The sequence below is a fragment of the Facklamia sp. HMSC062C11 genome (genome assembly GCF_001810675.1).
GTDB lineage: Bacteria > Bacillota > Bacilli > Lactobacillales > Aerococcaceae > Facklamia > Facklamia hominis.
On record NZ_KV802418.1, the window covers coordinates 25,310 to 49,490 of the forward strand.

26 protein-coding genes are annotated in these 24,181 nt (G+C 39.0%); 5 read left to right on the forward strand and 21 right to left on the reverse strand.

Annotated elements, in window-relative coordinates:
• Window positions 1–9 precede the first annotated feature (9 nt).
• The gene (locus HMPREF2758_RS08495) at window positions 10–780 is read right to left on the reverse strand and encodes a transporter substrate-binding domain-containing protein (RefSeq protein WP_070610124.1); all 771 of its coding nucleotides are present in this window, start codon (window positions 778–780) and stop codon (window positions 10–12) included.
• Window positions 781–1,084: 304 nt separating this feature from the next.
• Between HMPREF2758_RS08495 and HMPREF2758_RS08500 the strand changes: the two genes are divergently transcribed.
• The 4 genes from HMPREF2758_RS08500 to HMPREF2758_RS08515 are packed head-to-tail and all read left to right on the forward strand — an operon-like array spanning window position 1,085 to window position 5,014.
• Entirely contained in the window at window positions 1,085–2,065 is a 981-nt protein-coding gene (locus HMPREF2758_RS08500; RefSeq protein WP_083304871.1) for a methionine ABC transporter ATP-binding protein, read from the forward strand.
• An 11-nt stretch (window positions 2,066–2,076) separates the two neighbouring features.
• Window positions 2,077–2,733: a methionine ABC transporter permease gene (locus HMPREF2758_RS08505; protein WP_070610126.1), complete on the forward strand. Its 657-nt coding sequence runs from the start codon at window positions 2,077–2,079 to the stop codon at window positions 2,731–2,733.
• A 23-nt stretch (window positions 2,734–2,756) separates the two neighbouring features.
• Window positions 2,757–3,623, forward strand: coding sequence for a MetQ/NlpA family ABC transporter substrate-binding protein (locus HMPREF2758_RS08510; RefSeq protein ID WP_070610127.1), 867 nt, complete (start codon window positions 2,757–2,759; stop codon window positions 3,621–3,623).
• A 53-nt stretch (window positions 3,624–3,676) separates the two neighbouring features.
• Window positions 3,677–5,014, forward strand: coding sequence for a rhodanese-like domain-containing protein (locus tag HMPREF2758_RS08515; RefSeq protein ID WP_070610129.1), 1,338 nt, complete (start codon window positions 3,677–3,679; stop codon window positions 5,012–5,014).
• A gap of 85 nt (window positions 5,015–5,099) precedes the next feature.
• Here HMPREF2758_RS08515 and HMPREF2758_RS08520 read toward each other — a convergent pair whose 3' ends face one another.
• The 13 genes from HMPREF2758_RS08520 to HMPREF2758_RS08580 all read right to left on the reverse strand — a co-directional run bounded on the left by HMPREF2758_RS08520 (window position 5,100) and on the right by HMPREF2758_RS08580 (window position 16,750).
• Window positions 5,100–5,357, reverse strand: a complete 258-nt coding sequence (locus HMPREF2758_RS08520; protein WP_148128901.1) for an ATP-binding cassette domain-containing protein — start codon at window positions 5,355–5,357, stop codon at window positions 5,100–5,102.
• 149 nt (window positions 5,358–5,506) lie between these two features.
• Window positions 5,507–5,761, reverse strand: a complete 255-nt coding sequence (locus tag HMPREF2758_RS08525; RefSeq protein WP_070610131.1) for a Txe/YoeB family addiction module toxin — start codon at window positions 5,759–5,761, stop codon at window positions 5,507–5,509.
• Window positions 5,761–6,006 carry a type II toxin-antitoxin system Phd/YefM family antitoxin gene (locus HMPREF2758_RS08530; protein WP_070610133.1) on the reverse strand — a complete coding sequence of 82 codons (246 nt, stop codon included), beginning with the start codon at window positions 6,004–6,006 and terminating at the stop codon, window positions 5,761–5,763. The genes HMPREF2758_RS08525 and HMPREF2758_RS08530 overlap by 1 nt, the downstream gene beginning before the upstream one ends.
• A gap of 349 nt (window positions 6,007–6,355) precedes the next feature.
• On the reverse strand, window positions 6,356–6,787 hold the full coding sequence (locus HMPREF2758_RS08535) for an OsmC family protein (RefSeq protein ID WP_070610135.1): 432 nt from the start codon (window positions 6,785–6,787) through the stop codon (window positions 6,356–6,358).
• A gap of 263 nt (window positions 6,788–7,050) precedes the next feature.
• Window positions 7,051–8,127: an acyl-CoA dehydrogenase family protein gene (locus HMPREF2758_RS08540; protein WP_168163141.1), complete on the reverse strand. Its 1,077-nt coding sequence runs from the start codon at window positions 8,125–8,127 to the stop codon at window positions 7,051–7,053.
• A gap of 17 nt (window positions 8,128–8,144) precedes the next feature.
• Window positions 8,145–9,791 carry an FAD-dependent oxidoreductase gene (locus tag HMPREF2758_RS08545; protein ID WP_070610139.1) on the reverse strand — a complete coding sequence of 549 codons (1,647 nt, stop codon included), beginning with the start codon at window positions 9,789–9,791 and terminating at the stop codon, window positions 8,145–8,147.
• 16 nt (window positions 9,792–9,807) lie between these two features.
• A complete protein-coding gene (locus tag HMPREF2758_RS08550) occupies window positions 9,808–10,539 on the reverse strand; it encodes an energy-coupling factor transporter transmembrane component T family protein (RefSeq protein WP_070610141.1) in 732 nt (243 codons plus the stop codon).
• On the reverse strand, window positions 10,526–11,968 hold the full coding sequence (locus HMPREF2758_RS08555) for an ABC transporter ATP-binding protein (protein WP_070610143.1): 1,443 nt from the start codon (window positions 11,966–11,968) through the stop codon (window positions 10,526–10,528). Before HMPREF2758_RS08555 ends, HMPREF2758_RS08550 begins: the two co-directional genes overlap by 14 nt.
• 9 nt (window positions 11,969–11,977) lie before the next feature.
• A complete protein-coding gene (locus HMPREF2758_RS08560; RefSeq protein WP_070610145.1) occupies window positions 11,978–12,547 on the reverse strand; it encodes an ECF transporter S component in 570 nt (189 codons plus the stop codon).
• A 169-nt stretch (window positions 12,548–12,716) separates the two neighbouring features.
• Window positions 12,717–13,484, reverse strand: a complete 768-nt coding sequence (locus HMPREF2758_RS08565; protein WP_016648456.1) for an ABC transporter permease — start codon at window positions 13,482–13,484, stop codon at window positions 12,717–12,719.
• A 1-nt stretch (window position 13,485) separates the two neighbouring features.
• On the reverse strand, window positions 13,486–14,283 hold the full coding sequence (locus tag HMPREF2758_RS08570; protein ID WP_070610147.1) for an ABC transporter ATP-binding protein: 798 nt from the start codon (window positions 14,281–14,283) through the stop codon (window positions 13,486–13,488).
• 103 nt (window positions 14,284–14,386) lie between these two features.
• On the reverse strand, window positions 14,387–15,433 hold the full coding sequence (locus HMPREF2758_RS08575) for an ABC transporter substrate-binding protein (RefSeq protein WP_070610149.1): 1,047 nt from the start codon (window positions 15,431–15,433) through the stop codon (window positions 14,387–14,389).
• Between the two features lie 198 nt (window positions 15,434–15,631).
• Window positions 15,632–16,750: an acyl-CoA dehydrogenase family protein gene (locus HMPREF2758_RS08580; protein ID WP_070610150.1), complete on the reverse strand. Its 1,119-nt coding sequence runs from the start codon at window positions 16,748–16,750 to the stop codon at window positions 15,632–15,634.
• 338 nt (window positions 16,751–17,088) lie between these two features.
• Between HMPREF2758_RS08580 and HMPREF2758_RS08585 the strand changes: the two genes are divergently transcribed.
• Window positions 17,089–17,898, forward strand: coding sequence for a phosphate/phosphite/phosphonate ABC transporter substrate-binding protein (locus HMPREF2758_RS08585; protein ID WP_016648460.1), 810 nt, complete (start codon window positions 17,089–17,091; stop codon window positions 17,896–17,898).
• A 124-nt stretch (window positions 17,899–18,022) separates the two neighbouring features.
• On the opposite strand, the gene HMPREF2758_RS08590 is transcribed toward HMPREF2758_RS08585, so the two are convergent.
• The 7 genes from HMPREF2758_RS08590 to HMPREF2758_RS08620 form a co-directional block, all read right to left on the reverse strand.
• Entirely contained in the window at window positions 18,023–19,171 is a 1,149-nt protein-coding gene (locus HMPREF2758_RS08590; RefSeq protein WP_070610152.1) for a trans-sulfuration enzyme family protein, read from the reverse strand.
• Window positions 19,172–19,184: 13 nt separating this feature from the next.
• Window positions 19,185–20,117 carry a PLP-dependent cysteine synthase family protein gene (locus tag HMPREF2758_RS08595; RefSeq protein WP_070610154.1) on the reverse strand — a complete coding sequence of 311 codons (933 nt, stop codon included), beginning with the start codon at window positions 20,115–20,117 and terminating at the stop codon, window positions 19,185–19,187.
• 255 nt (window positions 20,118–20,372) lie between these two features.
• Window positions 20,373–20,609 carry a putative Se/S carrier protein gene (locus HMPREF2758_RS08600; protein WP_070610156.1) on the reverse strand — a complete coding sequence of 79 codons (237 nt, stop codon included), beginning with the start codon at window positions 20,607–20,609 and terminating at the stop codon, window positions 20,373–20,375.
• Window positions 20,609–21,889: a double-cubane-cluster-containing anaerobic reductase gene (locus HMPREF2758_RS08605; protein WP_070610159.1), complete on the reverse strand. Its 1,281-nt coding sequence runs from the start codon at window positions 21,887–21,889 to the stop codon at window positions 20,609–20,611. The genes HMPREF2758_RS08600 and HMPREF2758_RS08605 overlap by 1 nt, the downstream gene beginning before the upstream one ends.
• Window positions 21,880–22,692: a 2-hydroxyacyl-CoA dehydratase family protein gene (locus HMPREF2758_RS08610; RefSeq protein WP_070610161.1), complete on the reverse strand. Its 813-nt coding sequence runs from the start codon at window positions 22,690–22,692 to the stop codon at window positions 21,880–21,882. Before HMPREF2758_RS08610 ends, HMPREF2758_RS08605 begins: the two co-directional genes overlap by 10 nt.
• Entirely contained in the window at window positions 22,689–23,444 is a 756-nt protein-coding gene (locus HMPREF2758_RS08615) for an acyl-CoA dehydratase activase (RefSeq protein ID WP_016648466.1), read from the reverse strand. The genes HMPREF2758_RS08610 and HMPREF2758_RS08615 overlap by 4 nt, the downstream gene beginning before the upstream one ends.
• 11 nt (window positions 23,445–23,455) lie before the next feature.
• A complete protein-coding gene (locus tag HMPREF2758_RS08620) occupies window positions 23,456–23,932 on the reverse strand; it encodes a metal-sulfur cluster assembly factor (protein ID WP_070610162.1) in 477 nt (158 codons plus the stop codon).
• Window positions 23,933–24,181: the final 249 nt, after the last annotated feature.

Consider the following 24,181-nt stretch of genomic DNA (forward strand, 5'->3'; position numbering starts at 1 on the left):
CTCAATCATTTATTCTGATAAAGGTTTAGTTAAATCTTCATTCAGATATTTTTTTGAAATTTCAGCTAACTTGCCACTTTCTCTTAGTGAGTCTAAAGCTTTATTAACTTTTTCTTGTAATTCAGTATTATCCTTTTTCATAGGGATAATAATTTTATCTGGTTCATCTAAAGTATCAACTACTTTTACAGGTGTATCAGGTTTTTGAGTCATAAAATCTGCAAAAGCAACGTTACCATTAACTACAACATCTGTTCTTCCAGATAATAATAATTCAATATCTTTGTTGAATGTTTCAGAAGGTGTAATTTCAATTCCAAATTTTTCCGCAACCTTTGCATAATTACTAGAAACATTTAGAGATGTTTTTAACCCTTTTGTATCCTCAAATGATTTAACATCTTCATTATCCTTCTTTACAATTAACACTGGATAACTATACATATATGGGTTTGATAGAGCAAACTTTTCATCTCTCTCTTCATTAAATGCTACTTGGTTTATAACCATGTCAACTTTCCCATTATCAATTGATGCTAGAAGCCCTTCCCAGGTTACTTCCATAAATTCAACTTCCATTCCTAATTCTTCAGCGATAGCACGACCAACTTCTACATCAAATCCAACCAGCTCATCATTGTCATCATGATATGTAAATGGTTTATATGTTCCTTCTGTTCCTATAATTAACTTGTTTCCTTCGGCAAATACAGAGTTTGCAGGTACAAAAACACTAGCGACCAAAGCAGCAGTGACAATAAGTTTTTTGATGAAATTCATACAATCTCCTCTTTCATTTATTATTGACCAAATTATCCCATTTAAAAATATTAAAAGCAATTTAATTTTATATATATTATATAAATCTATACTGGCCGGCCATTTATTACCTAACCCAATAAATATATCGCCAGAAATTATATAAAACACTTCTAATATCAGTATTAATATTAAGAAACTAATAAATTATACGCATCTATTAAATTTACTAATAGATATAGCCCTAGTATCTTTTTATGCTAGAATGACATTGATATACAATCAACTTCCACTGGTTTATTATAGTAATAATATAGAGTTTGAAATGGTGATAATGATGATAACTATTAGACATCTAGAAAAATATTATGACTCGAACCATGTTCTAAAAGATATTAACCTATCGATCCCTAGCGGGAGTATATTTGGAATACTTGGTAAAAGTGGTAGTGGAAAATCAACCCTATTGCGATGTATTAATGGTTTAGAAAAAATTAATAGTGGTTCAATAATTATTGACGACTCAGAAATTTCAACAATGTCTCCTAGTCTGCTAAGATTAACTCGGAAAAACATTGGCATGATCTTTCAGAATTTCTCGCTGATCGACCGAATTTCTGTCGCAGAAAATATTGCGTTACCAATGAAAGTTTGGGGATATGATAAATCAACCATCAATAAAAAAATTGATGATCTACTTGATCTGGTAAACTTAAAGGATAAAAAGCATGTAAGAGCAAGAGACCTTTCTGGAGGACAAATGCAAAGAGTAGCTATTGCTCGTGCTCTATCAACTGATCCAGATATAATTTTAAGTGACGAATCAACGTCTTCACTCGATCCCAACAGCACTGATTCAATTATTTCCTTATTAAAAGGTATTAATGAACGTTATAAAAAAACAATCATTGTTGTGACTCATGAAATGGAAGTTGTCAAATCTCTATGCGATTATGTAGCCGTTATCGAAAAAAGTGAAATAAAAGATGTTGGTTCCTCCGAAGAAATATTTTTTAATCAACCACAAAGTTTAAAAAACTTAATTGGAAAAACTAAATCCTATAGCAGCCGTCCTTCAAAAACAATTTTTCATGTAAAATATCTTGCACACGTGCACTCAAGCCAATTGATTACCCAACTGTTTCGAGAATTGACAATAAATATAGATTTAATTGATTATTATTCAGATAATTTAAAAAATACCCAAATCAATCACTTTATAATTTCAGTATCTAAAAACGATGAACTTACCTTAAAACAGTATTTAATCAGTAAGTCAGTCCGGTTTGAACTATTAAATGACTGAGGTGAATCTAGATGGATCAGATTATACCCCTCTGGAGCAAACTTATTGGCCCTGCTACTTTAGAAACAATCACGATCGTTAGCTTTACTGCTCTCATCGGTTGTACAATTGGTTTTCTTTTAGCTATGCTCTTAATTCTATGGGGTCCAAATGGCTTAACTTATAACAAAAAACTTTATAATTTATTCAATACAATTTTGAATCTTATTCGCTCAATGCCCCTATTGATTTTAATTATCGCTCTAATCCCCGTAACACGAGCAGTAATCGGGAGCATTATTGGAATGAAAGCTACCATATTCACTCTATCGATTGCTTGTTCAGCATTTACGGCAAAAATGTTTGAAGGAAACTTCCTAAGCGTCAATAAACAAGTCATCGAGGCAGCTAGATCATACGGGGCTACAGATCTTCAGATATTTTTTAAAGTGATTGTCAGACAATGTTTACCTCAATTAATTCATTCTGTGACATTGACGGTAATTACTTATATTGCTGGGTCAACAATCGCTTCTTCGATAGGAGGTGGAGGATTAGGAGCTGTTGCAATTACTTATGGTTACCAGAGTTTTAACCAATTTATCTTATACTATGCAGTCGTTGTCTTGATTATATTGGTGAATATTGTTCAATTCATCGGAGACTTAATCTATAAAAAAGTCAAATAAGAAATTTAAGAAAGGTGTTTATTATGAAAAGAAAAAATAGTTTTTATATTGTCTTAATGCTTTTTATAGGGATTATTACATTGTCAGTTTTTAACTATAGTAATCGTGACCTAGCACTTAATAGTTCATCCCAAATTAAACGTTCCGCAAAAAAGGCAGAAGAGAAAGAAAAAATTGTTCTAGGTGTCCATGGACTTAATCAGGATATTTTTACTTTCTTAACAGACCAAGTTAACAAAAAAGGAGATATAGAAGTTGAACTGAAAGTTTTTGATGGCAACAGTCTTCCAGCAGAAGGATTACAAGCGGGTGATTTAGATGTCATTATTGGTAATCATAAGCCATGGATTGAAACTTTCAATAAAGAAAATAACGCAGACTTTGTAATGCTAGATGACCAATTTGCCTACGCTTCTCAATTTGGTATTTATTCAACAAAACATGAAAAAATAGAAGATCTCCCAGATGGCGCTCAAATTTTAATTCCTAATGACCCAACCAATATGCAACGCGGTCTACAATTCTTAGAAAAATTAGGATTCCTAACTCTTAATGAACCTAGTGGGGAATTCATCTCACTTCTTGACATTAAAGATAATCCTAAAAACTTTAAATTTACAGAAGTTGAAGTAAGTATGATTGCTGGGGCATATAAAGATGCTGACGCAGCACTAGGAAATACTTCAGTTATGCAAAAAGCAGGAATTGACCCTCAAAGTTACATAGAAGAAGATGGGAAATCTGGTGACTTCCCTATTGGATTAGTTGTTCATGAAAAAGATAAAGATTCAGAATGGGTTAAAATTCTTCTAGAAGAATTAAATTCAGACGAATTTAAAGATAAATTCAATGAAATCTATCAAGGTTCCCAAGTTATTCTAGAAAAATAGAAATCAAACCTAGCCCATTTTGGGCTAGGTTTTTTAGAAGGAGTTTTTATTATATGTCAATTAACATTTATTCAGATACTAAACAAATAGTACAATTCATTGATAATCCATTAGTTCAGCTCATAGACACTCGACAAGATAGCTTTTTTAATGGCTATGCTGATGATTTGGAAGTTAAGGGCCATATTATTGGAGCTGTTCAATTTCCGATAGAATGGCTAAATAATATTAATGAAAAAAAACTTGAGTCTTTTATTATTAATAAAGGAATTCCTAAAAATAAAGAAATCATTCTTTACGATGCTAATCCTGATCGATCTATCAAGTTTTATCACATATTAAAAGAAAAACTAAATTTTCCATTTGTTAGCATTTTTAATAATTTGGGTCAACTCTATAAAGAACGGTCGGATCTATTCTTTCAGTTCCCAAACTTCCAATACTTTGTTTCTCCTCATTGGTTGAAAAAATTGATGAGTGGTGAAAATGTAGATCAAAACAATAATAATGGCTACCAAATATTCGAAGTCAATAGTTCATTAATTGATACTATGCCTGATGAAGAATTCAATGCTTATGACTTATATTGTCAAAAACACATACCAACTGCCGTCTATTTAAATTTAAACTATCTAGAAGATCAGAACACCTTAAATATTAGTAATCATGACAAGGTATTGAGTTATCTCTCTCAAATAGGTCTAGATAATCGTAAAACACAAATTCTATACTCTCGAAACCCCTCTGCTGCTGCTAGGGCTGCTTTCATTCTTAAATGGGCTGGAATTGAAGATGTTCGTCTATTAAACGGAAGTATAGGTACTTGGGAAAAGCTTGGTTTTCCACTGGAACAAAAAACAAATAGCTCAAATAAAACCAACATCCAAGTCTCCAAGGATTACCCAAACAAACACATGAGAATTGAAGACGGTCGTGATATCTACAATCTTCAACTAGAACATAAAATTAAATTAGTTAGCGTACGCTCTTGGGAGGAGCATGTAGGAATCAAAGGAGGATATGAAAATCTACCCAGTATCGCCAATGAAATGACCGTGGGAGAGCCTTATAATGCAATATGGGGATTCGCGGGATCTAAGATCAAGAAAATGGAAGATTATTATGATCCAGATGGAAGTTATCGCAATCCTAATGAAATTGCATACCTATGGCGGACACAAGGCATAACTCCTGAAGATAGAATAGCCTTCTATTGCGGAACTGGGTGGAGAGCCTGTCTACCATATTTTTATTCACTAATCTTAGGCTGGGATAATACCTGTCTTTATGATGGATCATGGATTGATTGGCAAAAGAAAAATCTACCTCGTTTAGATAAAAAGCAAGTAGAAAATCAAGTTAGACCGGATAATCTGAACGATTATTTGTAACAAACAAATAGAAATGTATATAAAAAACAAGGTTGATAGAGAAACTCCGTCAACCCTGTTTCTTATTAAAGTTTTTCATACGAAATCATTTATGAAAATGCTTTAAAAACTGTCTTGTTCGATCTTCTCTTGCATTTGTAAATATTTTATCCGGTGATCCACTTTCAACAACCAGACCTTTTTCCATAAAGTAAACTTTATCAGATATTTCTTTGGCGAACTCCATCTCATGCGTTACTAAAATAATTGTAGCTAATTTATCTGCAACAATTTCTCTAATGACGTCCAATACTTCAGAAACTTTCTCAGGGTCTAAAGCAGATGTCGGTTCATCAAAAAGCAAGATACTTGGATTACCTCCTTTCTTTAGTTACTTTATAAAACTTATACTTATCACATCTTCCCCCATTCTAACCTGCACAAAAAAGAACCTAGCAATCTAAAATTGTTAGGTTCTAAAAATATGTGGTTCCTTATTGAACATAAGACTTATTAATAATGATACTTAAAAGATAAGACTTCAATGACTTGGTTAGTCACACGATAAACTAAACGATCTTGTCGAGTGAGACGTCTAGACCAATAGCCCGACAGATCAAATTTTAATGCTTCTGGTTTCCCTAAGCCTTGATAGGGATTTTCTTTGATGGCCCCTAATAATTGATAAAGTTTTTCATAGATTTTTGGATTATGTTCCTTCCAATGTTCACGGTCAATGACAGCTCGTCGACTCCAATGAATCTTCATTAGATATCCTCAACTTCATAGTCGCCATGTTCAAGTTCGTCCATTGCTTGGTAGAGGTTCTCACGATTAGCCCGGCTAGATAATAGATGATAGGTTTCCATCATTTGGTCAAAATCAGACTTAGCCATCACGACCACATCATTGCCATTTTGGGAAGTAACGGTATATTCGACGGATTCTTCATTAATACGGTCCATATATTTCTTCATATTTTGTCTAAAATCACTGTAGTTTGTTATTTCCATGATTTTCACCTCTCAATCATTGTACAATATATTGTACAAATGATCAATTAAAGTTTATAGCTGGCAAAAGATCCCCATAATTGGCGCGCCTGTTAAATATGACATCAAAATCCATTAAATAAAGGCTCTAAAATAAATAGTGTTGATGGAAAATTTTTTATCTTCCATCAACACTATTATTCAAAAAACAGAAATAAAAAGAGAACTAAACAGGATTTAGCTGCTAGATTCCTTCGAAAATTGAGTCATCAACGCTAATTCCTATGTATTGTCAAGTCATAATATTATAAAATTATTGAATTGAAATTAAGTTGAAACTAAAAACTATACTGTTCTCTAATAAAAAACATTACTCTCTTTCATTCTTCACAACTAACTCACCATTAATGTAAGTGGAAAGAATGGGATTAAGCTTAGTCAAATGGTTAACTACTGGACAATCACTAAAGAAGCGAACCATCTCATTAATATGTTCTGAAGGAAAAGTCTCAGGAATATCGATTCTTATTTGATATTCTGGATTGGGGTCTCTTTGATTATCCGAAACAATGGGGACCAGTTCCATTTCTATCTCACTATAATCTAACTGATGTTCCTTACAATATTTTGCGAGATTGACTCCTTGACAAGCAATAATCGAAGAAAGAAACACCTCCCAAGGACTAATCGCAACATTGTATCCACCGCGTTCCACTGGATAATCGGTTATCAATCGATGCTCTCCAACATGAATATCACATACTAAATTTGATGGATATTTTAACGTAATCTTTTTGTCCATGTGTTTCACCTCAAGTAATTAGTCTTTTAATATTTCATTTCCAATACCGTCTTCATGCTTATGTCATTCATCCCATCTGCTACCATATATGCCTATATCTTTATAATCTATACACTCAGCTTTTATCTAATATCAATCCACCTGACAATAGACCATTTATCACTTATATAATTTAGGGAATTAAATTATTCTCAATCTAAGACCGATATTTATTTTATAAACCTATACCCTAATTCATCTTGCACTCAATATAAATGCATTTATTAAAGCATAGATGATACCAATTGTTCTAGTACATCAAGACTCGGTGTCATCACTTGGCTTGCCAATGCATCACGATGAAGTGATTCTATAATATTAGACTTATTATAAGATTGTCCCCCTCCTATACGCATTGCAATCGTGGTTGCCTCAACCGAATTTTCAGAAGCTAGAATTCGAGCTGCAAGGCACTCTTTTAATGCATTAGCGGGATCTTTTTCAAATGTATCTATCACTTTCTCAATCGACGCCTTCGAACTATAAGATAATCGATATATTCGACTTATATGTTTCTTAACAGCATCAAAATCGATCAAGCTTGATCCATCAGAATATTTCCGTGACTTAACATGTTCAAGGCTTTCTTCGAAGGCTCTCTGAGTAATCGCCGAATATACTGCTGCTAGCCCTAAATTAAAATAAATCGTCGAGTTCAGAGCTTGGGTTCCGACACGATATGTAGAATCCACTTCTACATGATCAAAAATCATTGGTACAGCCATATTTCCTCGCATACCAACGCCATCCCACTTATTCTCTTCAAAGCTAATTCCAGGCATATCCTTATCAAACATCCAATAATCCTGTGCTTCTTCAATGGTAGGAGGTGTAGTCGTTAGATAATACTTCGCATAGCCTCCTGCCGTAATCATACTTTTACGTCCCGTATAAGTCATCGAATGTTCTTTTAATTCTGTGTTCATAGTTGAAATACAGTGGCATCCTGTTTCAAACTCGCTATGGGCTCCAGTCATAAAGTAATTATTTTTAACAATTTCTTCTGATATATGTTTAGCCAGTTCAGTATTATCATTCTCGTATAATGCCACTACTGCGGCCGGATGCATTGTATAAACCAAACCTACTGAGGGACTGGCTTCAGACAAGGCATGAATCACTTCAATTACCTCTTTAAGCCCCTTACCATTTCCTCCATATTCACGAGGGATCACTAAAGAAAAATATCCTTCTTCACCTATTTTATCCAAAATTTCACTAGGAAATTTTCCTTCTTTATCAATATCAAGATTATATGGTTTAACATATTTTTCTGCGAATTCTTTCGCTTCTTTGTACATCTGATTCATCCTCCTAGTTAATAATGATCAATTAGATAGTAGCTATTCAAAATAGGTTTTCTTCCCAATGCATGGTCTCGATAATATTCATAAAAAGATAAGGGTAGAATAGACCCTTGAATATTGTATGCATGAGTATACCCTAACTGTCTCAAATGCATGACCATATAGGCAGATCTTTGCCCGATCGTACAATATAGATAAATCGGCTGATCCTTTGGTAAATCCTTAATATCTTCTAGCATATTTTCATAAGACATATGTTTAGACCCAATAATATGATGTGCTTCATACGCCGCTTTAGAACGCGTATCAAATATTACTCCCTTATGATTTTCAACAATATCTCTCACTTCATCAAACATAATAGCATTTACACGGCCTTCTATGATATTAATAGCATTTAGAGCTGCCATGTTGCTTGCCTCTTTCGGATTACCATACTCAGGCGAATAGCTCAGTTGATACTCTTTCATATCATAAACACTGTTATTATTAAATATCGCCAAGCTAACCGTATCTAAATCCTTTGAAACATCTCTATAAGCCATTACCTGAAGGCCAAGGATTTTACCAGTGTTCGTTTCAAAGATGAGTTTATAATATATCGGTCTCGCTTCTGGTCTTAAACGCAACATATCTCCGGGAATAACTAATGATTGATCATAATCAATGCCTTGTTGTTCGCATTCTTGACAGGTCAGACCAACTGCACCGTACTTCATAGCTCCACAAGTGACTATCATACTTCTTAGATACGACTTTGAAGTCTCCTCTGAATCTGCTAGTAATTGATTTGCCAATTTACGAGCCGATTGTTGTTTATAACCTTCAGATACATTAATCGTTTCACTATTAGTCAATGCAATCGTTGAATTGACACAAGAACCGATTGCATAAACACCACTAACGGTAGTTTGATATTTTGAATCGATCTTAATTCCACCGTTGATTCCAATTTTTATCCCTGAATCCTTAGCCAATTTACTATTGGCCTGCTTAGGAAGGCAGGATATTATCAAACCTTCTTCAGGGATTCGATCTTCACCTAGTTGCAAAACAACTCCCTGATCATATAATTGCTTTTGCAAAAACTGTGATAAATCATCGTCGAAGCACTCGGCCATGATTCGATCATCTTGGCTAATTAAATGTACCTCATGACCTTCTTCTACTAAAAAGTGAGATAATTCTACCGCACTTTTATTAGCGCCTAATACTGAGATAACTTGTTTCGAACTTTTTAAAGAATCTTTCAGATATTCTAAATCATCAATATCATCCATACAATATGCGCGATCATTAACTTTAGGAATCGATGACCCTGTCGCTAGTATTAATATATCATAGGAATCATCTGATACTTCTCCGGTAGTTAGATCACGGAATTTTAGACTTTTATTCGCAGGGTCCACTGAAATGACTTCATGTTCAAGTTGAATCTTGAGCTGCCTAGTCTGCTCAAAGACAGGTTTACTCAAAAGTTGAAGTGCCTCAATTGATGGGATTTCTCCCTTTAAATAAGCTAAATAAGAATCATCAGCCAGAGTTAAATAGGGTCTTTTTTCATAGATAACAATTTCAGACTGAATATTTAATCTTCTCAATCGTGCCGCACAAGTAGCTCCTGAAGATGAAGCACCTATAATAATAATTTTAGTCATGCATTCAGTTCACTCCTTATAAATTAATCAATCCATAATAACCATAGATTATGACAAGCCCACATAATACAATTAAAAATAGCGATAAAAACAAACTATCTCGTCTAGAAAATGTTAAATCTTGATAATATGTCCGAGTAGGGTATTTACCTAAGCCGCGGTTTTCCATAGAGACCGATAACCTCATTCCTTTACGAATCGAGGTTACCAAAAGAGGTATCGCATATTGGAACATATTTTGAACTTTTCCAAAAAGACCCTTTTTATTTAAACCTCGAATAGCATAGGTATACTGAATTTGAGTTAATTCTTTACGGAATAATGGGACAAAATTATATACCGCCATAAAAGCATACCCAATTTTATTTGGCATCTTTAAATATTTGATAAGAGCAATCGTTAAACGCTTAGTCGTCACATTATTGATTAGTAAAAAAGTATAGGAAGCAAAAACCATAAATCGACCGATTAAAGTTAGCAAATAAAGATAATCGATCGGCATCCCCCCTAATTTTCTAGTCAACCAAATGAAGAAAACATAGACAGAGCCCAGTGCAAAAGGATATGCTGTTTGTTTCAAAACTACTAATTTACCATTATTCGACCACATAAGTTGAATAACTAAGACACAAATAACCAATGTCCAAGATAGAAAAGGCATCTTATCCAAGGAAATTAAAACTGATACTAGCAAGAGAATCACAATGAACACTAAAGGATTTAAATCTTTTAACTTAAAGTGAGTCATTAAATACCTCCAATCTATCAAAATACTCCCTTGGACTTCCTCGAAAACCTATTTTTTTGTTCTTAAGGAGAATAATTGAGTGACAACACTTTTTCAACAGTTCATCGTCGTGGGTAATAATCAGTATCGATACGCCTCGCTTACTCACTTCCATTAATAATTTCATGAGCGATTGTAAATTCTGAGGATCTTGACCATAGGTAGGCTCATCTAAAATTAAAAAGCTCTGACCTTGGATCAGCATCACTGCTGTGGATAGCTTCCTTTTTTGACCCTGAGACAATTCGAAGGGATTAGCACTTCGATGATTCGATAACTGAAACTCATTCAAATATTCATCGACTAATTTTTTCTTGTCTGAATCATCTAAATCCTGATAATTTAAGGAAACCAATAATTCGTCCTCAACTGTTAATTTCACAAACTGATGTTCCGGATTTTGAAATACCAATCCAATTTTTTGGCCAATTTCCCTATTTGATAAGTCCTTTATATTTTGCCCATCAATAAGAATTTTTCCTTTCTCATATTTAATAAGACCGGATAATAGATTCGCCAAACTGGATTTTCCCGCACCGTTTTCACCAACAAGCGCAACAATTTCTCCTTTATGAATATTAAAGTTTATATCCTCAAAAAGTGGCTCACAATCATTATATGCGTAAGACAAATCTTTAACTTCAATGTATGATTCAGCTTTAAAAGAGTGTTCTACATTAGGCAAAGGATATAATTCGCCCATTTTTTCTAGATCGGCCTTGGTAATATTATGCGTCAGAGTCTTTTCCTCGAAGTCATAAACAGAGTCAATAATATCGGAAAACTCTAGCATATTATGCTCTACAAGAATTACGGTTTTCCCTAGCTCATGAGCAAGCTTATCGATAATACTTACAACTTGTCTTATAGCTTTAGTATCTAGATTTGCTGTTGGTTCATCCAATAAATATATCTCTGGATTTAAAGCGACAATCGAAGCTAACATTAAGCGTTGTTTTTGCCCTCCTGAAAGAGAATGAGTATTTTGTGTCAAAATGTAATTTAAATTAAATTCATTTTTTAAATAATCGACTATTTCATCAATTTCGCGCTTTGATTTATTGAAATTCTCAGGTCCAAATACCAATTCATCAAATGAAGTCTCGCTTGTTAGTTGGCTATCAGGATCTTGCATCAGATAACCTATTTTCCCAGATCGCTCAATCATAGATTCATGAATTATATTTTCGCTATTTAATAATAAATCCCCTGTCACGACTCCATGATAGGCATTAGGAATAACTCCCGCAATCACTTGTAACAAAGACGACTTTCCAGAACCACTTTTACCCCTGATGAGTAACACCTCACCAGGGGTAGCAGTCAAACTAATATTTGAAAAGACTTGTGTCTGATCTATTTTTAGTGATAAATTATTAACTTCTAACATCAATCTAACCTATAGTTGATCCTTAGCGATCTTAAATTCCTTCAATACCCCGGTTTTTAATAGGGCTTTTCCGAGCAATATAGTAACAAATCCACCAATAATCGCTGCTGATAAGCAACGGATGATGGTAATAATAGGCATCATGGATCCTAATTCACCAAATCCAAACACAAAGTAATCACGAGTGGTTTTAAGTAGCATTCCAATGACTGCTCCGATTGCTAATGGCACAAAATCAAATCGCTTATATTTAAACATTGCACATCCTAGCTCAATCCCTAGTCCTTGACATAATTGAGCAACTACAATATGAATTCCGTAAGGGGATCCCAATAAAATATTCATAATACCTGTGAATAATGATCCTAACAAGGAAGCGCCTGGTTTTCTAACAATGTACATTGGGATTATCGATGATACAAAATAAATACCATAAATAACAGCTGATCCATAGGGACCTAACGCCGTTGCTAAAGGCATATAAATCGCATCAATCCCTAATGAAATAATACCCATAACTACAGCAATTACAGCAATCACAACAATTTCCATCATTGTCAACTTTTCTGAATTTTTCATATAAATCTCCTTAATCATATAAATTTTTAAACACTATAACAAACGTTCGATAAAAGAAGTTCGTCATCCATAGTATACTACATTTAATCAAAGTATACATTTTTATATACAAGAGACTTTAACAAGTCTCTTTAATCAGATTGTGTTTAAAATTATTAATAAAGATAGTCTACTTATCATTAATCGTCCATCTTAAGGTGCGTTCTTTGGCCTTTTCAAAGGCTAGCATCACGATTAAGAGGATAAGAATCATAAATATTAAGCCTGCCCAGGCGTAGTCATACATTCCGTAGTCGGTGTACTTCTTAACGAAGTAACCCATCCCTAGCTGTGTACCATACATTTCCGCAAAGACTAAGACTAGGAAGGTACCCCGGATAGAAGTCACTAAACCAGAGAAGATCGATGGCATAGCTGCTGGATAAAGAACCTTGAATAGGCGTTTAACGCCCTTGATTTCTAAGGTGTCGGCAATATCTAAATAGACCCGGTCAATGGTAATAATCCCATTAATCGTCGCAAAAAGAGTTGGCCAGATAATGTTATAGGCAATCAAGAAGATGGAGGCCATTTTGAAGTTTGGCGCTAACACTAAGGCAAAGGGTGATAACAGGATAGAAGGAACCACACTGACCGTATAGATAATTGGATATAAGACCCGACGGCAGAAAGGACTCAAGCCCATAATGGTTCCTAAGGCTAAAGCAATAATCAAAGCAATCAATAAGGATGGAATCATCAATCCGAAAGACCCCATCATATTATGCAGGAAGGTTACATTAACTTCCCCAAAGGCACTAATAATCTGGCTCACTGGAGGGAACAAGAGATTGTTAATGTTCTCGCTATTAGCTAGATAGACATATAAAAAGTAAAGTCCCAAGAATAAGAGCGCAGTAATCCAATAATTCTTAATAAATTCAATGATTTTTTTCATGTTATTGGTCCTCCTTATCAATCCGTTTGGAGATATCCAAGTTAATATAATGCAAGAGTTGGTTACGTAATTCTAAGATAGCTGGGTCTTCATATAAGGTAGCACGGTCTTCACCCTTGAGATAAGGTACCGATACATCATATAGAATGCTGGATGGTTTTTGACCCAAGACAAGAGTACGGCTTCCCAAGAGAATGGCTTCGTCCACATCGTGAGTAACAAAGAATACCGTCTTTTCTTGTTCGAATTCCTTCATCAAGTCCAGCAGCAAATCTTGCAGCTTAGCCCGTGTAATAGCGTCCAAAGCCCCAAAAGGTTCATCCATCAATAAGACTGGCGAATCGATCCCTAAAGCCCGAGCAATTGAACAGCGTTGTTGCATCCCACCGGATAATTCTTTAGGTAATTTTTGAGCAACATCCTCGCTTAATCCCACTTGGTTCAGAAGATGTAAAGTACGTTCTTTTACTTCTGCCTTACTTAAATTAGGGAACTTTTGCTTCAAGGCTAATTCAATATTTTCACCAGCCTTCATCCAAGGAAAGAGCCCATAATTCTGGAAGACAAAAGCCCGATCTAGACTGGCGGACTTAATATCTTGGCCATTCATTTGAACCTTCCCCTTGGTGGGAGATTGGAGTCCAGCTAACAGCTTCAGCAAGGTACTCTTACCACAGCCAGAAGGTCCTAGAATCGTAATGATTTCTCCTTTTTCCGCTGTAAAATTAATATCTTTTAGAATAATCTCATCGCTGCCCTTGTAAGAGAAGATAAGATGCTCAACGTTAATAAAACTCATAAGTCACCTCTCTATAATTTATGTTAACAAGCTAAAGAGATTGAATAAATCTATTCAATCTCTTTTAGCTCCTTTTTTGATTTTATCTACTCATTAATAGAAATTATTTATTATTTTCTTCGAAGTATTTCATTTGATCTTCGTACCAAGCTTTTTGATCTTCTGGCACTTCATCAATTAATTCGGTTAACGCTTGAAGATAGACATCATTATCGATATGGTCTTCAATCGTTACATCTTTAGCACGAGCGTCCAAGATGCCTAATTTACCTAACCAATCCCAAGCGCGTAGCACTGGTTTTTTAAGAGGGTCTGGGTGGATGATGTAGTGGTCACTCTTGATATAGGCTTCCACATATTCTTTGTTAGCACCCAATTTATCCATCGTCATCTTAACGACTTCGTCTTTATTTTCGTAATAGTACTTAGTCGCTTTTAATAGGGCTTTGTGTAAGTTTTTGAATTCTTCCTTGTGATCATTGAAGAAATCGCTACGTGTTACCATTCGGCAGCAAGAGTAGTTAGGTAATACGTCATCTAAGTAAGCCATAACTTCAACTTCGTTGGATTGAGCGATGGCATAGTTTTGGTTAGTACCAATAACCCCATAATCTGCTTCGCCGGTAGCTACCGCCATTACCTTGTCTTTGTCATCATCATATTCTAACCAAGTAATTTCATTGGTTGGATCATAGCCCTTATCTAAGAGTGGACCTGAGATATAGTAACCGGTTGGGCTTCCCGCTACCTTCTTACCAAGTAAGTCTTCAACCCCGTTCCATTTAGTCCCTTTAGGGGCGATGATTGGCATCGCTCCGGCAACCATGTGACCTCCAAAGATCATCAGGTCGTTACCTGCAGAGATATTTTGTAGAGGAGCATTAGTTCCTTCATTCGAAACAATATCACATTGGTCATTATTTAAAGCCGAGAAGGTATCGGAAGGACCTTCTAGCGGAATTTCTTCAATATCTAGTCCATATTCATCAAAATAACCTTGGTTTTTAGCAATGGTTACCATAGCGTTCCCACTTAAACCTTGTGCCCAGCGAATTTTAAATTTTTCTTCGGCATGGACTTGATTTGGCATAATGGCTGCCACAACATTTAATAAAATAACCGCCAAAAAGAATTTACAAGCGTTTTTCAATCTTTTTCCTCCTTAATTTCAAGAAAAGCAACAATCGGCTCAAGTACCTTAACTGCACCTAGGTTTGCAGCCTTGATAACTTGTTCACAAACAAGTTAAGTATACTATGAATAAACTCTCGATTCAAGATAATAAAAATATATTATCTATGAAAGTTACTAATAGACGTTGTTGATTTATTAGTCTAATAAATAACCCTTAATCGATTCCCTTTAAGTAAGGCAGATCAACGAGCTGACGGCCTAACCACACACGTAAGACGTCATAACCCGGTGCCATGACCTGAGCTCCTAGGGAATCACGCATCAACCGTTCCATCGGATTCTTACCACGGACATAACCAATACCACCTACCAAACGCATCCCTTGACTTCCATTCTTCACTGCTGCAGAAGTTGTCATGATGCGGGCAGCATTGACATTCATAAAACCATCTTCGGCTCCAGATTGAACATTATAAGCTGCCGCAAACAAGGTCTCTCTAGCAGCATAAGCTCGGGCATATAATTCTGCCAAGTTGGTCTCAACGGTTTCGATCTCACCCAAAGACCGACCGTTAGAATAAGTTCGTTCTTTCACATATTTAGCCGCTTCTCTTGCAATCGCCATGGCAATCCCTGCCGAAGAAGAAGCTAAGCCCACCAAGAAGATCAAACGGTCACCATCGCCATTGCCTTCAATGCGATAGAAGTGATCCAATTTGGCATCTTTTAGAATCATTGGATCCGAAACATTGCCTCGAAGGCCAACGCCATCATAATTAGACTCAAAGGATAAACCTTCTGTGTCACCGGGTACAAGCCATAGGTTGGTTGAACCGTCCTTGACATTCCGACTGATCGTTAGATAATAGTCTGCCTCCCGAGCAGTCGTCACAAAGCTCTTACGACCATTCAAAATGGAATAGCCTTCATGCGTTTCTTCTTCCATTTCTGGTAGATAGAAGTGTGTTCCATTAGCCGTTTCAGAGTAAGCCAGGGCAAGAATCGCTTCCCCCGAGGCTACCTTTGGAAGAATGGCTTTCTTTAATTCTTCACCCGCATAGAGACTTAGGCAATAAGCCCCTACATTCGACATCATATAGCATAAGGACGCTGAAGCATCCCATTCTGCAAGGGCGGTACATACTTCCGCATGTGCGCCGACATCTTGACCCCAACCCCCATATTCCTCTGGGATTACCAAGCCAAAATATCCTGCTTCTCGCAAGGCTTGAATAGCTTGTCTTGGAAAGACTCCCTCAATATCGGCTTCTTTAGCATATGGAGCTAAGTGCTTTTCGCCAAAGGCTTTGGCATCATCATAATACTTAGACAATCGATTTCCTCCTTTGTTCTAATCCGCTGGCCAAGGGATTCGAGCCCCTAAGCTAACAGCTTAATCCTAACCACTTGACCTTGAGGGGTCAACCACTAGACGATTGATCGAATTCTTATTTATTAGAAGTCTTAAATTTCTAATATTCAAATCAATCTTATTGAACAGGCAAACAGTATTCACCTATCTATCCAATTATTGATCCGTCTATATTAGTATTTCATACTCCAAACCTCCCCCATTCATTAAAAAATATCATAAATATTTACAAAATTTCCTTTGCCTTCATTTTGACCATTGTCTATCATGAAGGTAGATTTTATAAGGAGGTTCGTATTTTGAACAAATTAACAATCGCAATGGATGCTTCCACAGCCTATGTCGAGATTTTTGATGCTTACTTGGAATATTTCAAGCAAAATGGTCTAGAGATTGAAGTCCTTCATCTATCTCCCGCTAATACCGCCTTGAATTATTTCTTGGATGGCAAGGTGGATCTCTTCTGGGGAGGCCCTTTGAACTATGCCATCGTCAACCATCATTTTGACGGTAAGCAATTAAGTCCCTTGGCCGAAGATACCGATATCGACTGTCACTCCGTCTTCATCACTCGAGCAGACAGCCCGATCCAATCCATCGAAGACCTTAAGGGCAAGACGATCTCAACCGGTCCTAAGTATTCGGCTGAATCGCGTTTGATTCCTGTCCAATACTTGCGCGAACAAGGTCTAGAAGTCGGCAAGGACTATCAAGAAGTCAACTTCCCTACCCAAAATGACGGTATCAAAGCCATGTATGAAGGTAAGATCGATTGTGCCATCTCCTTCTACCGCAACTTCTTAAAGGAATTAGGCTTTGGCGTGTATATGGACTGGGAACTCAAAGTGATCGGCAAGACTCCTTATTGGGATCACTGTATCTTCCTAGGACAGCCAGATCTAGAACAAGAAAAGGGCGAAGACTATCACAAATTGATCGACCTCATGCTGAAAATGGATAAGGACGATCCACTTGTCGCCAAAGAAATGCGCATGGAAGGGGTCAACAAATGGGTTAAAGGCCGTCCTGATCGCTATCAACTCCTTTTAGATGGGGCTGACTATCTAGACATCTACCAAGCCTACGACCAAGAAGTCCTTAAAAGATAAGCCTCACTGAGTAGCAATCACTGCTAAAAAAGATAGGGTTGATGAAAGCCAAAAGACTTTCATCAACCCTATCAGTTTTTAATCAAGGCTAGACTTGGATGTCTAGCCTTTTTTCTTCTCAATTCTATTTCTTCGCCGCTTCAAAGGCTTGTTTCAAGTCTTCCTTCAAGTCTTCGGCGCCTTCAATACCAATCGCCACCCGCAACAGATTCGCTTTGATTCCGATTTGGTCCAGTAATTCTGGCTCATAGTCCTCATGGGTCATATTGGCAGGAAGACAGATCAAGGATTCCACCCCACCCAAGGAGACTGCTAAGTCGAAGACTTGTAAGGCCTTGAAGAAGGCATTCAGGTCATAGCCTTCATTCAGTTCGAAGGATATCAAGGAACCAAAGCCCTTGGCTTGCTTAGTTTGAATCGCATAAGCCTTTGATTCTGGATCCAGGCCCGTATAGTAGACCCGGTCACAAGCGGGATGGTTTTTTAAGAATTCTACCACTTCTTTGGTGTTGGCTTCTTGACGATCAATCCGCAGAGGCATGGTTTTGATTCCGCGACTCAATAAGAAGCAGTCAAAAGGTGCCAAAGGCGATCCATAGAGCTTACGTTGCTTTTTGAAGTCATTGTAGCGTGCTTCATCATTTAAAGCGATCAAGCCAGCGATCAGGTCAGAGTGGCCGCCATAATATTTAGTGGCAGAATAAACCACAATATCCGCCCCTAATTTGAGAGGTTCTTGCAGGTAGGCGGTCATAAAGGTATTATCCACGATCACCGTTAGGTCTTTTGCTTTAGCTGCTTGGCTAACCGCTGCAATGTCCGTCACTTCAACCAAGGGGTTGGATGGGGTCTCGATGAAAACAGCCTTGACAGCCGGATTCACTTGATCAAAGTCATATTGATTGAAGTCGGTCACGATCTCATAGTCAATACCCTTTTGCTTTAGAAAATCCGACACATAAGTCCAGGTACCACCGTAGACATTGGAATTAATCAAGATCTTATCCCCCGCTTGTAAGAAGGATAAAGCAATAGCGGTCGCCGCCATTCCAGAAGCGGTAGCTAAGACATATTGGCAATCTTCTAAGGATGCCACTTGTTCTTCCAAGTTAGACCGGGTGGGATTACCTGAACGGGAATACATAAATTCTCCGAACTCATCCAGCCCCTTTTGATTAAAGGTTGATGACAAATAAATCGGATAGGACGGCCCCGGATAATTCGTATCTTCTAAGCGTCCCCCATGAATCGCGCGTGTTAAAAAATCTTTCATACAATCCCTCTTTCTATTCTGCTTCTTGAATATTGATATCCAATAATTCCATCGACAAGTACCGCTCTCCCGAGTCGGGAGCAATCACCACAATGCTTTGGTCTGGCTCAAAACGATCGATCACCTGGTTGACAGCTGCCACTGCCGCCGCTGAAGATGTCCCTAAAAAGACCCCTTCTTCTTGCGCCAAGCGTTTGACCCAGTCAATAGCAGTCGCTGTATCGACGGTCAACTCCTGATCGATGAGGCTTTGGTCAATAATTCCCGGCAAGATCGAAGCCCCAATTCCTGAGATCTGGTGATCACCACTAGGGTGTCCTAATAAAGCCGCCGCTTCACTGGGCTCCAGGGCAAAGACCTGGCAAGCGGGATCTTGCGCCTTCAAATAGGCCCCGGTTCCCGTCAAGGTTCCACCCGTTCCCACGCCAGCAATCAAGGCATCCGGCACCCGTCCCAAGTCCCTTACAATCTCCGGTCCGGTCGAATCATAATGGGCTTGAGGATTGGCTAGATTCCAGAATTGGGAGATAAAGTAATAGCCTTTTTCTTTGGCAACTTCTCGGTAATGTTCCACGTCCTCCGCAATCCCTCCTGGACTGGACGACAAGATCACCTGACCGCCATAAGCTGAGATCAATTGCCGCCGTTCTCGGCTAGCCTTTTCAGACATCACAATTTTTACCGGATAGCCCTTTAAAGCTCCCACCATAGCCAGACCCACTCCAGTATTACCTGAAGTGCATTCTAAGATGGTCTGTCCCGGCTTTAATTCTCCCGATGCTTCCGCTGCCTCGATCATTCCAAGCGCTACCCGGTCTTTGATCGAACCCGCAATATTATACATCTCCAACTTTAGATAGACCTTTGCTTGATCCTCCTTGAACAAGTGATTTAGCTTCAACAAGGGGGTATTTCCAATTAGGTCTAAGACCGAATCCACCCGCACACTATCCCATCCTTTCTAAGACACTAGTCCTATTCATTTTAGAATGTCTAGTCCCCCGCTTCAAATTAAGATCTTTGATAAATAAACTGCTTTTTACCGACCCTTCTCAGCCAAACAGGCTCTAATCAAGGATCAAGGCGCATCAAAAAAACTAATAATTGCCTCAAAAAGAAAACTGGCACCCGTCAAGCAGACGCCAGCAAGTCGATAGAATCCTCCAACCGAGCCCATCTAATCCCACCAAAAAAAGGACGCCTAAGCGTCCCCTTCATCTTCAATAATTTCTTTAATCGCGATATCCTTAGCTTGAGCCAGATCATAAACGGCACTGACCTGGTCATCCCCTTGAAAGCGGACAGTAATTCCACAGACCGCTTCCACTTTCTTAGGAGAGAAGGAGACGCTACAAGGCATCCCAGCCTCCTGCATAGCTTGATAGAGTGCCATCCCATCATTGACATTACTAAAGAGCACTAGATACTTCGTTTCCATTAGGCAATCATCTCCAAAAAGGCTTCGAGTCGGGTCAGTAGTTGCCCCGAAGCATCGTCCCCATAATCGACTTCCAAACCAATGCAAGGTAAGCCGTCCTTGGTCATTTCTTTTTCAATAAAGTAGTGTTCCACATCAAAAATCTGGCAGAACTTGAGGTGAATATCGATCAGACCATCCACCTTGTAGTCCTGGCGAAGACGTCTTAAGTCTTCAATCCGACCTGGATTCGGGGTAAAGCAGGCACAATGGATGCCCCCAAAATACTTGGCCGTTATGGCATCCAGCATCTCATCCAGGCTAGCCCCTTCTTCAGCAACCAGACGTTCATACAAACGCAGACTGCCACAGGTCTCTTCAGCCACAACCATCCCTCCACAAGCTTCGATAATGGAATTAATATGCCAAGCCTGCAAGCCAATCGGTGACCCCGACAACATAATCCGTGGGGTATCCTTAGTGGTTAGCGTCCGTCCTTGGGCAATCCGTTGGTCCAACTCATCGCAGAGGCGATTGACGAGGTCAATATACTGCAAAGGGGTTACATAGGCCGCACATTGTTGAACGATCAAACAGTCCTTACCCGAAATAGGAATCTCATCGCGTTTACGGTAGGACCACATCCTGTGAATAGCTTTCTTTTGTTCATTCAGGTAGTGGATGGCTTCCGCTAAGGACTCAGCGGTGATTTGGTTACCAGTGAGCTCTTCCAAGGCCTCGATCATTTTATATAACTCGGCCTTAAACTTAGCAAAATCTTCAGCCGTCTTACGGTTAGGAAGCTGCAGAACGAACATGTCTGCCTCTTCTTGCATGATCGGCCAAGCCTTGGTCTTTGCGTCGCAGGAAGTCTCCCCGATTAATAAATCGGCTGAAGCCGCATAGGGACAGGAGTGAGTTAGACGCGCCCCTAAAGAAGCCTTGACTAATGGGCAGGTATTAACCGGCACAAATTGCTCACCCATCTGGGCAAAGGTCGTACTGGCCGAACAAAGGCCAATCGGCAAGGCTCCCGCCGCATAGATCAAGTCATTCGGGATATGGGCACAATAGGTTCCGACCACCTTGCCCCCTTTAATCCGAAAGTCCATCATTCGCTGCAGTAAGGAAGCGCCGAACTCAGCCATAATGGCATCAAAGTATTTCATCATTTCAGGACGGTCTTCATCCGCCTTAAAGTATTTTCGATAGTTATCCGGTAATTCTTTAGCTAATAAGTCTGGATCTTCTAGATCGATATACATTTGGGTCCAGACATTTAATAGATCCTTTACTTGCATGATTGCTCCCCCTCATAAGTTAACTGCTTGGCCCCCTCATTGAAGGGACAACCGCAGGGTTGATAGTCGATTTTCTTTTTCTGAGACTGGTATTTCTCTTTCAAAAAGGCCAGCCCGGATTGGTCACTGATCAGATGCCTTTCCTCTTCACAACCCCAACCTACTAGCTGGACTTGGTCTGCTAGATGTTCTTGAATGCCAGCCAACTGGTTCGTCGCCACCATGGGATGACTGACTACTTGATCGGTCATCAAGTCTTGCAAAAAGGCTAGCCGTTGGTCCAAATCAAAAATAAATTGAGCCTGGTAATGGGCTTGATTAATGATGGACGGCTCCAAGTCTGCTTGATTTAAGGCTAGATAGGCTTGAGAAATCGCCTGGGATTGTTGGACCACGGCCTCTAGCTTAACTAGATCCAGGCTCTGCTGAGTTTTTTCCTCTAAGAGGTGGATCAGTCCGTCAAGATCACGATAGATATAGACCGGATTTAAGTTTTGGGTCAAGGCCTCCAAGCGCAAGGGACAAAAGTCATCCACCATATAGGCCTTGGCAAAGTGCATATAGGGGCACTTGTTCAAGCGGTAGTACTCCAAAGTTGCGTCCAGCATGGTGCAATAGCCCTGCCGCTCTTCAATGACATGTGCATCCGCCGCATAGGCACGAATGGGTAAGATGTCAAAAGCATAGAAGACTTCCCAGGGCACCCGACCAAAGATTGCCACGATGGTTTGTCGACTGGCTCGATTCATGGCTTCAATAAATCCCTGACGACGGATGATCTCGAGATCTTCTAGCAAGCTCATTTGGCTTCCCTCGCAGCCCCAATAGCTCCAGCAAAGCGTCCATCAGGATCCGAGATCACTGGCGACCCCAAGCGTTCCGATAGTTTTTCTAAGATCAATGGATTCCCCGCAAAGCCGCCGGTCAAGAAATATCCCCCAAAAGTCCGTTTACGCTTGACTAAGCCGGCGACCTTGGAACAGATTGAATTGATCACCGCCGCGGCGATATCGTCTTGGTCCCGTCCTTGCCCCATCAAAGAAATCACTTCCGATTCCGCAAACACCGTACAGACCGAAGATAGAGAGATCTCCTTGGATCCCCGACTCGCCGCATCAAACATCTCCTGCAAGGTCAAGCCGAGCCGGTTAGCCATTACTTCCACAAACCTTCCGGTCCCAGCGGCACACTTATCATTCATCAGGAAGTCGTTGACTATGCCATTTTTCATGAGGATGAACTTGGTATCTTGGCCGCCAATATCAATAATATTCAAGGTCTCACCAGATAAGAAGGCCGCCCCTCGAGCATGACAGGTAATCTCCGTGACCGTCCGGTCTGCAAAGGGCACTGAGATGCGTCCGTAGCCCGTGGCAACTACAGTCGCGTCATCCAGATATCCTTCTTGATCCAACCAATGGCGAATATTCTCCGAAGTCTCCCGCATGTTCCAACCCGAGGGTATCACCCGTTGCGTGACTACCGTCGTCTTATCTGGGCTCAAGACCGCCACTTTAGAAGCGGTCGACCCGATATCAATCCCGATATTATACATGTCCTTCCTCCTTACATGAATCCCAATGCCATCCGAGCATAGCGTGACAAGCGTTCCGGATGCCAAGCTGGCGACCAGACCAGTTCAATTTTGACCGCCTCGATGGCTGGAATTTGTTTTTGGACTCGACTCAAATCGTCAAAGATCACATCTGCCAAAGGGCAGCCCGGCATGGTGAGGGTCATCTTAATCCATAAATGCCCCCGACCATCATAGAGCAAGTCATAGATCAAGCCTAGGTTATAAAGGTCCAGTCCCAGCTCAGGGTCTTCCACTTTTTGACAAGCCACTAAGACTTTTTCATAAAGGCTGGAGTCCACTTCTTGCAGTCGTTTAAAGGCCTCCTTCTGGTCAAAAGCAGGGCTATGAGTAGCGGCAGCATAAGCTTCGTTTTGGTCTTGATTAGCAAGCAACTGCTGATTCAATCGATCTTGCATGGTCTGGTGGATCCCTTGATCGGCATCCTTTAACTTCTTGAATCCCTTCATTCCCCCACCCTTTCATTGAAAACAAGTCATTTTACCATACTAAGTCTATCCTACCATAAGCCTAAGGGGCGGTTGATTTGGATATTTAATAAATGGAGGAGATTGATTAGAGTTGATGAAGTAAGTAGCAAGGGGGGCTGGCTTGCTAGCTGGTAAGCGTTACAGTCTCAGCTGTTTTTGGTACTCTCAACTCAATCAGAGTTACAATTCCAAGCCTTTTTAGTACTCTCAACTCAATCAGAGTTACAA

Excerpts from the sequence above, each read along its gene's own strand:
- HMPREF2758_RS08495 (WP_070610124.1), bottom strand. The coding sequence starts at position 780 with ATGAATTTCATCAAAAAACTTATTGTCACTGCTGCTTTGGTCGCTAGT.
- HMPREF2758_RS08500 (WP_083304871.1), top strand. The coding sequence starts at position 1,085 with ATGGTGATAATGATGATAACTATTAGACATCTAGAAAAATATTATGAC.
- HMPREF2758_RS08505 (WP_070610126.1), top strand. The coding sequence starts at position 2,077 with ATGGATCAGATTATACCCCTCTGGAGCAAACTTATTGGCCCTGCTACT.
- HMPREF2758_RS08510 (WP_070610127.1), top strand. The coding sequence starts at position 2,757 with ATGAAAAGAAAAAATAGTTTTTATATTGTCTTAATGCTTTTTATAGGG.
- HMPREF2758_RS08515 (WP_070610129.1), top strand. The coding sequence starts at position 3,677 with ATGTCAATTAACATTTATTCAGATACTAAACAAATAGTACAATTCATT.
- HMPREF2758_RS08525 (WP_070610131.1), bottom strand. The coding sequence starts at position 5,761 with ATGAAGATTCATTGGAGTCGACGAGCTGTCATTGACCGTGAACATTGG.
- HMPREF2758_RS08530 (WP_070610133.1), bottom strand. The coding sequence starts at position 6,006 with ATGGAAATAACAAACTACAGTGATTTTAGACAAAATATGAAGAAATAT.
- HMPREF2758_RS08535 (WP_070610135.1), bottom strand. The coding sequence starts at position 6,787 with ATGGACAAAAAGATTACGTTAAAATATCCATCAAATTTAGTATGTGAT.
- HMPREF2758_RS08540 (WP_168163141.1), bottom strand. The coding sequence starts at position 8,127 with ATGTACAAAGAAGCGAAAGAATTCGCAGAAAAATATGTTAAACCATAT.
- HMPREF2758_RS08545 (WP_070610139.1), bottom strand. The coding sequence starts at position 9,791 with ATGACTAAAATTATTATTATAGGTGCTTCATCTTCAGGAGCTACTTGT.
- HMPREF2758_RS08550 (WP_070610141.1), bottom strand. The coding sequence starts at position 10,539 with ATGACTCACTTTAAGTTAAAAGATTTAAATCCTTTAGTGTTCATTGTG.
- HMPREF2758_RS08555 (WP_070610143.1), bottom strand. The coding sequence starts at position 11,968 with ATGTTAGAAGTTAATAATTTATCACTAAAAATAGATCAGACACAAGTC.
- HMPREF2758_RS08560 (WP_070610145.1), bottom strand. The coding sequence starts at position 12,547 with ATGAAAAATTCAGAAAAGTTGACAATGATGGAAATTGTTGTGATTGCT.
- HMPREF2758_RS08565 (WP_016648456.1), bottom strand. The coding sequence starts at position 13,484 with ATGAAAAAAATCATTGAATTTATTAAGAATTATTGGATTACTGCGCTC.
- HMPREF2758_RS08570 (WP_070610147.1), bottom strand. The coding sequence starts at position 14,283 with ATGAGTTTTATTAACGTTGAGCATCTTATCTTCTCTTACAAGGGCAGC.
- HMPREF2758_RS08590 (WP_070610152.1), bottom strand. The coding sequence starts at position 19,171 with ATGAAAGATTTTTTAACACGCGCGATTCATGGGGGACGCTTAGAAGAT.
- HMPREF2758_RS08600 (WP_070610156.1), bottom strand. The coding sequence starts at position 20,609 with ATGGAAACGAAGTATCTAGTGCTCTTTAGTAATGTCAATGATGGGATG.
- HMPREF2758_RS08605 (WP_070610159.1), bottom strand. The coding sequence starts at position 21,889 with ATGCAAGTAAAGGATCTATTAAATGTCTGGACCCAAATGTATATCGAT.
- HMPREF2758_RS08610 (WP_070610161.1), bottom strand. The coding sequence starts at position 22,692 with ATGAGCTTGCTAGAAGATCTCGAGATCATCCGTCGTCAGGGATTTATT.
- HMPREF2758_RS08615 (WP_016648466.1), bottom strand. The coding sequence starts at position 23,444 with ATGTATAATATCGGGATTGATATCGGGTCGACCGCTTCTAAAGTGGCG.
- HMPREF2758_RS08620 (WP_070610162.1), bottom strand. The coding sequence starts at position 23,932 with ATGAAGGGATTCAAGAAGTTAAAGGATGCCGATCAAGGGATCCACCAG.